8 protein-coding genes and 1 pseudogene are annotated in these 11,981 nt (G+C 69.9%); 8 read left to right on the top strand and 1 reads right to left on the bottom strand.

Translation table 11 applies throughout. The annotated features are described in order from the left end of the window. A partial coding sequence (locus HYV93_08230; GenBank protein ID MBI2525957.1) for a DNA topoisomerase VI subunit B occupies window positions 1–1,388 on the bottom strand: 1,388 nt, incomplete at its 3' end. A gap of 67 nt (window positions 1,389–1,455) precedes the next feature. Here HYV93_08230 and HYV93_08235 point away from each other — a divergent pair. The 8 genes and pseudogenes from HYV93_08235 (at window position 1,456) to HYV93_08270 (ending at window position 11,765) form a co-directional block, all read left to right on the top strand. Next, window positions 1,456–2,337 carry an LLM class flavin-dependent oxidoreductase gene (locus HYV93_08235; protein ID MBI2525958.1) on the top strand — a complete coding sequence of 294 codons (882 nt, stop codon included), beginning with the start codon at window positions 1,456–1,458 and terminating at the stop codon, window positions 2,335–2,337. Between the two features lie 108 nt (window positions 2,338–2,445). Continuing rightward, window positions 2,446–2,994, top strand: a pseudogene (locus tag HYV93_08240) (CoA transferase). 116 nt (window positions 2,995–3,110) lie between these two features. Beyond that, complete coding sequence (locus HYV93_08245; protein ID MBI2525959.1) at window positions 3,111–5,231, top strand: MoaD/ThiS family protein; 2,121 nt, start codon at window positions 3,111–3,113, stop codon at window positions 5,229–5,231. An 83-nt stretch (window positions 5,232–5,314) separates the two neighbouring features. Further along, on the top strand, window positions 5,315–6,244 hold the full coding sequence (locus HYV93_08250; GenBank protein MBI2525960.1) for a cytochrome c: 930 nt from the start codon (window positions 5,315–5,317) through the stop codon (window positions 6,242–6,244). Window positions 6,245–6,314: 70 nt separating this feature from the next. Then, complete coding sequence (locus HYV93_08255) at window positions 6,315–6,797, top strand: cytochrome c (protein ID MBI2525961.1); 483 nt, start codon at window positions 6,315–6,317, stop codon at window positions 6,795–6,797. Window positions 6,798–6,961: 164 nt separating this feature from the next. Beyond that, window positions 6,962–8,362, top strand: coding sequence for a class II fumarate hydratase (gene fumC, locus HYV93_08260; GenBank protein ID MBI2525962.1), 1,401 nt, complete (start codon window positions 6,962–6,964; stop codon window positions 8,360–8,362). Continuing rightward, window positions 8,359–9,264 (top strand): cysteine synthase, encoded by a 906-nt coding sequence (locus HYV93_08265; GenBank protein ID MBI2525963.1) that lies wholly within the window; start codon window positions 8,359–8,361, stop codon window positions 9,262–9,264. The genes fumC and HYV93_08265 overlap by 4 nt, the downstream gene beginning before the upstream one ends. Window positions 9,265–9,350: 86 nt before the next feature. Beyond that, window positions 9,351–11,765 carry a GAF domain-containing protein gene (locus tag HYV93_08270; protein MBI2525964.1) on the top strand — a complete coding sequence of 805 codons (2,415 nt, stop codon included), beginning with the start codon at window positions 9,351–9,353 and terminating at the stop codon, window positions 11,763–11,765. The last annotated feature ends 216 nt before the right edge of the window (window positions 11,766–11,981 follow it).

Below are 11,981 nucleotides of genomic sequence, written 5' to 3' on the forward strand. Positions count from 1 at the left end.
ACCACCATGGGGCCGGCCGGGAGCGCACCCCGGGACTGGGCGACGCCGTAGTTCCGCCAGGCGGTCTCGAGCGCGGCCTTGAAGGTCGCGCAGGCCGACTGCTGGTAGAGCAGCGGGACCCGGTTGGCGTAGCGGATGACGCGGGCCAGCTCGCTGTCATCCTCCCGCTGCTCGCCCTCGGCGAGCGGGACCGCGGGCGCCTCCGGCGTGGCCGCCGCCTGGTCCGGCCCCTTCCCGTAGGCGAGCCCCGCTTCAATGATGAACGGGTTGCCGCGGTACACCGACGGGGGCCGGGTCACCGCCGTGTAGAACTCTCCCTTGATCTGCTTGTACAGGCCGTGGAGGATCGCCTTCTCGCCGATGGGCGAGATGCAATTGGACGGCGGCGCCATGATCTTCGTCGCCTGGATGGCCTTGTAGAGCGCCTCGGCGTCGGCGCCGTGGACGTTCCGCGGCCGCGCGTTCGGCGACAGCCTGGCCGTCCGGCAGACCTCCTGGGCGACGGATGCGGAGACCCGGCTGAAATCGGCGGCGAGGAATCCCGCGAGCGAGTGGCTCCGCGTGTCGTGGAGCATCCGCAGGAGAACGCCGAACTCGATCCCGTACGGATGCGGCTTGATCTCGCGGGGCTGGGGCGGCAGCTCGTCGATCGTCCGGGGGTACTCCCGCGTCTCCCCTTCCGGCGTGTGGTAGAGGAGCCGCACGTGCGGATTGGCGATGGCGACCTGCTCGAGGAACTCGTCCACCGAGGCGCGGCCTTTCTGATAGCGCCCCTCGATCTCGAGGGCCACCTGGGTGCCGCGCGGGTGCTCCCAGTCGATCTTCTTGCTCTCGAAGATCCTGGGCTCGTTCTTCTTGGTGTCGATCTGGACCTCGAAGTAGTGGGCCGCGGCCCGCGCGCCGGTGCGCGAGATGATCTGCACCGGCTTGCCGGTCGTGAGCTGGGCGTACATGCCGGCCGCGGAGATCCCGATCCCTTGCTGGCCGCGGCTCATGCGCAGGCGGTGGAACTTCGAGCCGTAGAGGAGCTTGGCGAAGATCGGCGGAATCTGCTGCCGGACGATGCCGGGGCCGTTGTCCGTGACCGTGACGCGGAAGCGGGTCGCCTGGCTGGCAGGCAGCGGCGCCTCCCCGTTGCTCGAGGCGACCGCCAGCCTGACGACGACCTCGGGCAGGATGCCCGCTTCCTCGGACGCGTCGAGCGCATTGTCGACGGCTTCCTTGACGCAGGTGAGAAGCGCCTTTCTCGGATTGTCGAAGCCGAGCAGGTGGCGGTTCTTGGTGAAGAACTCGGAGACGGAGATGTCCCGCTGGCGGGCGCCCATCTCGGCGGCGGATGGGGCGGCCTTCGGCGCGGCAGTCGGGGTCCCGGCCGGCAGGGTCGCCATCTCCTTCCTTGATATCAGACGTCTGCTCGGCGACGCATCTTTATGGTCATCGGGGTAGAATCGCCCCATGAAGATCCGCATCGGGGTGGGGGCGGCCGGCGCCTCCTCGACGCCGGAGGCGCTGGGCGAGCTCGTCACGGCGATCGATGAGCTCGGGTTCGACTCGCTGTGGCTCTCGGAGGTGCTGACCGGCCCGGTGATCGATCCCGTCGTGGGGCTCGCCTGGGCGGCGGCGAGCAATCCGAGGGTGAAGCTCGGGACCACGATGCTCCTGCCGGGCCGCAACGTGCTCAGGCTCGCCAAGCAGCTCGCGAGCCTGGACGTGCTGTGCCGGGGGCGGCTCCTGGTGACGCTCGTTCCCGGGCTCACGTACGCGCCGGAGCGCGAGGCGATCGGCGTCGAGCCCCGGCGCCGGGGGGCGGTCATCGACGAGGCGCTGCCGCTCCTGCGGCGCCTGTGGGCCGGCGAGACGGTGAGCCACGACGGCCCCGCCGGCAGCTTCCACGATGTCAAGCTCTCCCCGCTGCCGGTGCGGCAGCCGCTCGAAGTGTGGCTGGGCGGCACGGTGCCCGCCGCCCTCGAGCGCTGCGGGCGATTGTCGGATGGCTGGCTGCCGTCGCTCTGCACGCCCGACGAGGCGGCAGCGGGACGCGTGGTGATCGACGGAGCGGCGGCCAGGGCCGGACGCGCGCTCAGTCGCGAGCACTTCGGCGTGAGCATCGGCTACGCGCGCGAGCCCATCGATCCGGCCACCGCGCGCGTCATGACCGCCCGCCGGCCGCGGGCCCTCGAGCTGACGCCGGTGGGGCTGCCGGCTCTGCGTCAGGTCATCGAGCGGTTCGTCGGAGTCGGCGTCTCCAAGTTCGTCGTGCGTCCGGTGGCCCCGCCGACGTCCTGGCGCGCCGAGCTCGAGGCCCTGTCCACGGCGGTGGGCGACCTCCAGACGTGACGGGGCGAGCCGCCGCTGGTCCAGGTTCAGCGCCATGACGGACTGCGTCCCGAGACCGGCCCTCCCGGAAGCGGTGGCGTGACCGTGGCGAGCGCGCTGGACGGGCTCATGGTCCTGGATCTCGCCACCTTCGTGGCCGCCCCGTTCTGCTGCACTCTGCTCGGGGAGTTCGGCGCCGACGTCATCAAGGTGGAGCAGCCGGGACGCGGCGACGACCTCCGCCGGCTCGGCACGCCGGCGGCGGAGGGGCTCTCGTACTGGTGGCTGGCGGAGTCACGGAACAAGAAATCCATCACGTGCAACCTGCGGGCGCCCGAAGGGCAGGCGCTCATCCGGCGGCTGGCCGCCCAGGCCGACATCCTGGCCGAGAACTTCCGCCCGGGGACCATGGAGCGCTGGAAGCTCGGCTGGGAGGATCTCCACGCCGTGAGCCGGGGCCTCGTCATGGTGCGGATCTCGGCCTTCGGCCAGACAGGCCCGTACCGGGAGCGCCCCGGCTTCGGGCGCATCGCCGCGGCCGTGAGCGGCGTCTCGTACATCTCGGGGTACCCTGATCGGCCACCGGTCTCGCCGGGGACGCCCACGATCCCCGACTACCTGGCGGGGACGCTGGGGGCCCTCGGGGCGCTGATCGCGCTCCAGCACCGTCAGCGAACGGACGCGTCCTTGACTGCGCGGCGGTGCCCGGGGCAGGATGGCATGGCAGTCGACTGGCGATCGCGGCGTTCCCGGACGGCACATGAGCTCCCAGGCTTCGGAGGAGGACTCGCGAGATGTCTGACACCACGGGCTATACCGGCAGGCTTCTTCGCGTCGACCTCTCGACGGGGCAGATCGGCGATGAGGCCGTCGACGCGGCGACCATGCGGAAGTTCGTCGGCGGCTCCGGCCTCGGGGCCAAGATCCTCTACGACGAAGTGCCACCGGGAGTGGCCTGGAACGACCCGCGGAACCGTTTCATCGTGGGCTCGGGGCCTCTCGGCGGCACGCGCGTCATGGGGTCCGGGACGATCTCGATCGTCACCAAGGGGCCGCTCACCAACGGCGCCACCTCCACGCAGGCCAACGGCTATCTCGGCGCCTATCTGCGCTTCAATGGCTACGATGCCATCGTCATCCAGGGAGCCTCCGACGCGCTCGTCTACCTCTACCTGGTCGACGGAAAGGCCGAGCTGAGGGCGGCCGGCCACCTGGCCGGGAAGGACACGTGGGAGACCCACGATGCCATCGCGGCCGAGCTGGGCAAGAAGGAGAGCGAGGTCAGCGTCTTCGGCGTGGGGCCCGCCGGCGAGCACCTGGTGCGGTTCGCCGCCGTGGCCGGGGACAAGGGACATGTCGCGGGGCACAACGGCTCCGGCGCGGTGATGGGTTCCAAGAGGCTGAAGGCCATCGTCGCCGCCCGGACGCGGGGCGGCGTCAGGGTGCACGATCCGGCCGGGCTCGCCTCCACCGCGAGGGAGATCGTCGACGCGATCAAGGCGGACCCGGCCACGAAGCGGATGTACGACTGGGGCACCGGGATGCTCCTGAGCGGGGCGGAGGCGGGCGGCTACCTTCCCGTGAAGAACTACACCACCAACCTCTTTCCGGAGCACGAGCCCTTCATGGCCGTGAACTACCGGAAGCGCTTCGAGGTCAAGGCCGCGCCGTGCTGGGCCTGCCAGATGCACCACCTGCACATGATGACGGTCACCGACGGACCGTATGCGGGCTTCGTCGGGGAGGAGCCGGAGTACGAGCAGTGGGCGGCCTGGGGCCCGGTGATCGGCAACACCGACCCGGCCGGAGCCCTCGTGCTGTCGAACGAGACGGATCGCCTCGGCCTGGAGAACAACGAGGCCGGCTGGGTCATCGGGTGGGTCATGGAGTGCTTCGAGAAAGGCCTCCTCACCGAGGAACAGACGGATGGGCTCCGGATGAACTGGGGCAATGTCGAGGGCGCCCGGGCCATGCTCCGCAAGATCGCCCGCCGAGACGGCGTCGGCAACCTGCTGGCCGAGGGCATCATGCGGGCGTCCCGCTCGGTCGGCGGCGAGGCCGCCAGCCTGGCGATCTTCACGCACAAGGGGAACACCCCCAGGGGACACGATCACCGGGGCCGGTGGTTCGAGATGCTCGACACCTCCGTGTCGAACACGGGCACCATCGAGGCCGGCCCACCGGTCCTGCCCCAGGAGCTGGGGCTGAAGGAAGGGGATCCGTTCAAGGGGGCGGACGTCTCGACCTTCGTCGCAAAGACCAAGGGACGGATGCTCTTCGAGGACTGTCTCGGGACCTGTCGCTTCTGCACGCGGACGGAGCTGAAGCTCGTCACGAAGGCGCTGAATGCCGCGACCGGATGGGACATGGGCGTGGGCGTTCAACCTGAGGCACGGCGTCCCTGCCGAGGCGGAGAAGCCGTCGCTGCGCTACGGCTCGGTGCCCGTCGATGGCCCGGTCAAGAACAAGGCCATCGGTCCCGAGTGGGACGGGATGATGGACAACTACTACCAGCTCATGGGCTGGGACCGGCGGACGGGGAAGCCCTTGCCGGAGACCTTGAGGCGGTACGGGCTCGAGCAGCAGGCGCAGGACCTGTGGTAGGAGCCCGGACGGGGACGGTGCGTCTCGAGATCGTCCCCTGGCTCACTCAGCAGTTCGGGAAGGGCGACGCCTCCCGCCTTCTCCTCGAGGAGGACGTCGAGGGAGCCGTGACGCTCGGCGACTTCCTCGCCTCCCTGGCGGAGAAGTATCCGGCCTTCGGCACGGCCATCCTGGACATCGGCACCGGCCGGCTGGCCGAGCACGTGAGCATCGTCCACAATGGCACCGTGCTCGGCGGAAGCCGAGCCGCGGACGAGCTCGTCCGGGCCGGGGACTCGCTCATCTTCCTGCCCGCCTTCAGCGGAGGCTGACCCCCGGCCGGCGGTCGAGGGGGAGCCTGGCGGGCGCCCGGGAACTTTCTCCGGTCCTTGAAAGTTCTCCCAGCCGAGCCGACATGGGCAGCCGTGCGCGTCTTCCAAGATCGCAGTCCCTGAGTGCCCGGCGCGGGGCCCTGGCGGTCCTGGTTCTCGGCCTGGTCCTGGCCAGCCCCGCGGCAGCCGGGGCGCAATCGGCCGATCTCGTGGCGCAGGGCAAGTACATCTTCGGCGCGGCAGCGGGCTGCGGCTGCCACACCGAGCCCAAGAAGACGCTCAATGCCGGGGGGCGCAGGTACGACGGGCCATTCGGGACCGTCTACTCCTCCAACATCACGCCGGATCCGGCGACGGGGATCGGGAAGTGGACCGACCAGCAAGTCATCACCGCCATTCGTTCGGGCCGCCGGCCCAACGGGGAGCGCCTCCTTCCCGTCCATCCATACACGGTGTTCAACGGGATGGCCGAGGAGCACCTGCGCGCGCTGGTCGCCTATCTCCGCAGCCTGCCGCCGGTGAGCCGACCCAATACGCCGAAGAAGATCACGGTCCCGCTCTTCGAGAGCGTATTCCTGCCCGCATGGCTCGCGGCGTTCGCCCCGCGCGAGACGCCGCCGGCCACCGCGCCGACCTCCGGCCGGGCGCGCGGAGAGTATCTCGTGCGGGCGGTGGGCCACTGCGGCGAGTGCCACACGCCACGGGGCATGACGCAGGCGACGGACAACTCGCGCTTCCTGGCGGGCAACCAGAAGGGCAAGGGGCCCGAGGGCAAAGCGGTGCCCAACATCACGCCCGACAAGGGCACGGGCATCGGCGACTGGACCGAGGAGCAGATCGCCGAGTACCTGGGCACGGGCAATCGACCCGACGGCGACGTGGCGGGTGGCCTGATGGGCGAGGTGATTCAGGGCACTTCAGCCGGACTCAAGGACCTGACCGCGGCCGATCGCCTCGCGATCGCCCGCTACCTGAAGTCCATCCCGGCCATCAAGAACGAGATCGGGGACTAGGCCGAGTCAACCCCATGAGGGATCGGGCGCCGGCCCCGCGGACGCCCATTCCCGAGCAAGGAGGCGAGGGATGAACGCAAGAGCGAGAGTGAGTGCGAGCCTCGTGATCGGTATCCTGGCTGCCGTCACCGCGGCGGGATGCGCCCCGAAGATGCGCATGGGCTCGGGGGACATCGTGGCCGATCGCCAGCGCCTGATGAAGCTCAACGGGGCGAGCTGGGCGGACATCCAGGCCAAGGCCAAGGCGGGCCAGATCGAGGCCATTGCAGTGAACGCGGAAACCCTCGCGCTCAACGCCATGCACATTCCCTCGCTCTTCCCCGAGGGGTCGCACACCGAGAAGTCCAAGGCAAAGCCGGAGGTCTGGCAGAAGTGGGCCGAGTTCGAGAAGGCCGCCAAGACCATGGAGGCCGAGGCCGTGAAGCTGCGGGACGCCTCCAAGTCCAAGAACGAGGCCCTGACCCAGTCCCTCGTGAAGGACTTCGGCCGCCTCGCGTGTGGCAACTGTCACACGCCCTTCCGGGTCCCCCCGCCGCCGCAGCCGCGCTCCTAGGACGCCGGGGTCGAGGGCGGCTCTTCCGGGAGTCCCGTGGGGGAGCCCCCCTCGCAGTTCACCGCGATCCACTTCCCCTGTGGTAGCCTCGACCTCTATCCACACGAAAACCGGTAGCGCCAAGACGACACGCAGCGACGGAGGAATCGGAGGGAGGCGATCGCATGGCGATGCGGGTCGAGACCGACACCCTCGGGGCGATCGAGGTCCCGGCGGACCGTTACTGGGGCGCCCAGACCCAGCGGTCGCTCCAGCACTTCCGGATCGGCGGTGACCGCTTTCCGCGGGAGATGATCCGGGCCTTCGGCATCCTCAAGAAGGCCTGCGCGCTCGGGAACCGGGACCTCGGGCTCCTGCCCGACGCCACGGCCCGGGCCATCGCTCAAGCGGCGCAGGAGGTCATCGAAGGGACGCTGGACGCCCATTTCCCGCTGGTGGTCTGGCAGACCGGCAGCGGCACCCAGACCAACATGAACTGCAACGAGGTCATCGCCAATCGGGCGATCGAGTTGCTGGGCGGCGCGCTCGGCTCGAAGGATCCGGTCCACCCCAACGACGACGTCAACATGAGCCAGTCCTCGAACGACACCTTCCCGACCGCCATGCACATCGCGACCGTGGAGCAGCTCCACGGGCGGCTCCTCCCGGCGGTGCGCCGGCTCCGGGACACGCTGGACGCGAAGGCGCGGGCCTTCGCCGACGTCGTCAAGATCGGACGGACGCACCTCCAGGACGCGGTGCCGCTGACGCTTGGACAGGAGATCTCGGGGTGGGTCAGCCAGCTCGACCACGCGCGCCGCCATCTCGAGGCGGCCCTGCCACACCTCTACGAGCTGGCCATCGGGGGGACTGCGGTGGGGACGGGGCTCAACGCCCCTCCGGAGTTTGCCGAGCGCGCGGCCCAGAAGATCGCGGAGCTGACCGGGCAGCCGTTCGTCTCGGCGGAGAACACGTTCGAGGCCCTGGCCGCTCACGACGCCCTGGTGGCAGCCCACGGGGCGCTCAAGACCCTGGCGGCGGCCGTCACGAAGATCGCCAACGACGTCCGGTGGCTGGCCTCGGGACCGCGCTGCGGGATCGGTGAGATCACGATCCCGGAGAACGAGCCCGGCAGCTCCATCATGCCCGGCAAGGTCAACCCCACGCAATCCGAGGCACTCATGATGGTGTGTGCCCAGGTCCTCGGCAACGACGTGGCCGTGAACGTGGGTGGGGCCTCGGGGAACTTCGAGCTGAACGTCTTCAAGCCGCTGATCATCCACAATGTCCTCCAGTCCATTCGCCTCCTGGCCGACGCGTGCGAGTCCTTCGAGGAGCACTGCGCGCGAGGCATCGAGCCCGATCGCGAGCGGATCCGCCAGCACCTGGAGCGGTCGTTGATGCTCGTGACGGCACTGGCGCCGCGGCTGGGCTACGACCGGGCCGCCGAGATCGCAACGAAGGCGCACCGCGAGGGACTGACGCTCAGGGAGGCGGCCCTCGCGCTCGGCCACCTGACAGCCGAGGAGTTCGACCGGTGGGTGCGGCCCGAGCGCATGCTGGGCCCTCGCCAATCCCGGCCATGACGGCGAACACGATCCTGTCCGCCATCGGCCGTACGCCGCTGGTCCGCCTCGCCGCCATCCCGCGGGATGTCCCGGGGGCCGAGATCTACGCCAAGGTGGAATGGCTGAACCCGGGCGGGTCGGTCAAGGACCGGCCGGCGCACCGCATGGTGCTCGCCGGGGAGCAAAGCGGCGCCCTCCGCCCGGGAAAGATCATCCTGGATGCCACGAGCGGGAACACCGGCATCGCCCTCGCCATGATCGGGGCCGCCCGGGGCTACCCGGTGCGGCTCTGCCTGCCGGCGAATGCCACCGAGGAGCGCAAGAAGATCCTGGCCGCGTACGGGGCCGACCTACTCCTGACCGACGCCCTGGAGATGACGGACGGCGCCATCCGAACGGCCAGGGCGCTCGCCGCCGCCGACCCCGAGCGCTACTTCTATGCGGATCAGTACAACAACCCGGCGAACTGGCAGGCCCATTACGAGACGACGGCGCCGGAGATCTGGGCCCAGACCGGCGGGCGCATCACCCACTTCATCGCGGGCCTCGGCACCGGCGGGACCTTCGTCGGGACCGCCCGGCGGCTGATCGAGTTCAACCCCTCGATCCAGCTGATCGAGTTCCAGCCCGACAGGCCGCTGCACGGGATCGAGGGCCTGAAGCACATGCCGAGCAGCCTCCTGCCGGGGATCTACGACCCCACGCTTGCCGACGAGAGTCTCGCGATCGCCACCGAAGATGCCTACGAGATGGCCGCCCGACTCGCCCGCGAGGAAGGACTCTTCGGCGGGATCTCGTCGGGGGCGGCCGTGGCCGCCGCGCTCGCCGTGGCCCGGCGGATCGGCGCGGGCGTCATCGTCACCGTCCTCCCCGACGGCGGCGGGAAGTATCTTGGCGCCGATCTCTTCAGGAGCGGGTGAGGGCGTCCTGTGTCCCTCGCTGCAACCGACGGCCTCCGGTCGTCATCCAAGCAGACAGAGAGGGCTGTTGCTACAATGGTGACGCCGTGAGGAACGTCGTGCCCGGTCTCCTGGCCGCCTCGGCCGATCCCCCGTCGGCGCCGTGCGCCGAACCGAGCGAGTTTCCGTTCCGCTGCGAGCTCTCCCTCGCCCCGCTGATCGCCTTCTGGACCCGGTCCGGGAACGAAGGCTCGGCCCTCGGGGTGCTGGCCCAGATGGTCGGCGACGAGATCCTGAAGGCGTCGGAGCTGCTGGGCACCTTCCCCGACGCGTCGGTCATCGCCAAGCACCGGGAGATCGTGGACGTCCTCATGGCGGCGGTCTTTCCACCGGCGTCGTGGGAGCAGGATTACGGCGCCGCGACGACCCCGTTCCAGCTCCGCGGCTTCTACGCCACGCCGTCGATGCAGCGGCTCCTCATGAACCCCGACGGGGCGATCCAGGGACGCGTGGATCTCGACCCGCAGCGCCTGGGCGCCATGCGCCTGGCCCACGCCTATGCGCTCGTCCTCCGCCGCGTGTACGGGATCGAGCTGGACGTGGACCACCCGGTGATCATGACCGTGACGGACCCGGACACGGGCCTGGACCGCCATTTCCGGATGCTCTTCGACTGGCGGTTCGTGGACGTGGTGCCGCAGGGCGCCATTCCGGCGCTGACGGAGGACCTCGATCACTGGCTGCACGCGAACCTCCTCGACGCCGATCGGCTGCGCGGGGTGCTGCCCCCGGAGAAGTTCGTGCTCCGGGGCGTGGCGATCGTCCGCGCGCTGGAGGTCACCGATCAGGAAGTCCTCTCGGCGCTCAAGTGGGATCTCGTCGACCGCGAGTCGATCGTCTCGGACACGCGGTTCCTCGGCCTGCAGGCGCGGCTCCGCACCCTCTTCCGCCGACCCGCGCTTCGCCTGGGGGTGGCGGTGCTCGACCGCGGGCGCGTGCTCGTCCTCAACTGCGAGGAGCGTCACGTGCACGGGTGCATCTTCGCGGACTCCACGCGCCTCACGGTCGCGCAGTACGCCGGGTCGCTGTTCGAGCGGGCGGTCCAGGACGGGCAACCGGTCGTCGTCGCCGACCTCGCAGCGCTGCCGGGCCGGACGGTGGTCGAGGAGCAGCTGATCCAGAGCGGCGCGCGCAGCTTCCTGTGCGCCCCGCTGCGGTACCAGGATCGGACCATCGGCACCTTCGCCCTGAGCTCTCCCGAACCGGGCGAGCTCGACGCCACCCACCTGCCGAAGGTCCACGAGGTGCTCCCGCTGTTCTCGATGGCCGTGCAGCGGAGCATGGAGGAGCTGAACGGGCGCATCCAGACCCAGATCAAGGAGCGGTTCACCGCGATCCACCCGGTGGTGGAGTGGCGCTTCCGCAAGGCCGTGCTCGATGGCATCGAGCGCCACGGGGTCGGCGCCGCCCTGGAGCTCGAGCCCATCGTCTTCGAGAACGTCTACCCGCTCTACGCGCTCTCGGACATCCGCGGCTCCTCGGTGCAACGGGCGCGGGCGATCCAGGACGATCTCCTCGCGCAGCTCCGGCTCGCCGGGGACGTCGTCGAGGCGGCCTCCCGGGCCCGGCCGCTCCCCGCGCTGGACGAGTTGCGCTATCGGATCGACAAGCACCTCGCGCGCGTCGAGGGCACCCTGGCGTCGGGCGACGAGGTGGGGGTCATCGCGTTCCTGCGAGGGGACATCGAGTGCCTGTTCGATCAGCTCGCGGTCTTCGGGCGCGAGGCGCGTGACCGGATCGAGGCCTACCGGGCCGCGCTCGACCCGCGGCGCGGCACCGTGTACCGCCGGCGGCAGGTCTTCGAGGAGAGCGTGACGCGCATCACCGAGACGATCTCCTCCTACCTCGACCTCGAGGAGCAGGCCGCCCAGGCCATGTTCCCGCACTACTTCGAGAAGCAGAAGACCGACGGCGTGGACCACCAGATCTATGTCGGCGGATCGCTCGTGGAAGACGGGCGCTTCGACCCGCTCTACCTCAAGAACCTCCGCCTCTGGCAGCTCATGGTCGTGTGCGGCATCGCGGCCCGCGCCGGCCAGCTCAGCGCGAGCCTGCCGGTTCCGCTCCAGACCACGCAGCTGATCCTCGTCCAGCACGCGCCGCTCTCCATCCGCTTCCGGTTCGACGAGAAGCGGTTCGACGTGGACGGTGCCTACGACATCCGCTACGAGATCGTCAAGAAGCGCATCGACAAGGCGCTCGTGGAGGGCACGACCGAGCGGGCGACCCAGCCGGGCATGATCGCGGTCGTCTACGCGCAGCCCGGCGAGGCCGCCGAGTACCGCGGCTACATCGAGTACCTGCAGCACCTGGGCTATCTGGGGCGGGAGGTCGAGGACCTCGCCCTCGAGGAGCTCCAGGGCGTGCATGGGCTGCGGGCGCTCCGCGTCCCGGTGGCGCTCGGCGGGCCCCTTGCCGAGCGGGCCGCCGCGCCCGCCGCGGAGCACCTCGCCCGCCGCTAGCGTGAGTTTACCCCGCAGCGTCCGCCGGCGCGCTTCAGCGTAACCTACTTCGCCTTTCCCGATCGTCGGTTACCGTCCTCGCCTCGTTCGCCGGGATCGTAGCTACTAAACGAGTGTCTCGGCAGACGGCTTTCAAATCACAGATATGAGGGCTAGAGAATTTGCTTGCGCTGAGAGGAGCGGGAGGTGTAGTTACTACTATATGGCCTCGCTCGT

This window comes from Candidatus Rokuibacteriota bacterium (assembly GCA_016188005.1).
GTDB lineage: Bacteria > Methylomirabilota > Methylomirabilia > Rokubacteriales > CSP1-6 > UBA12499.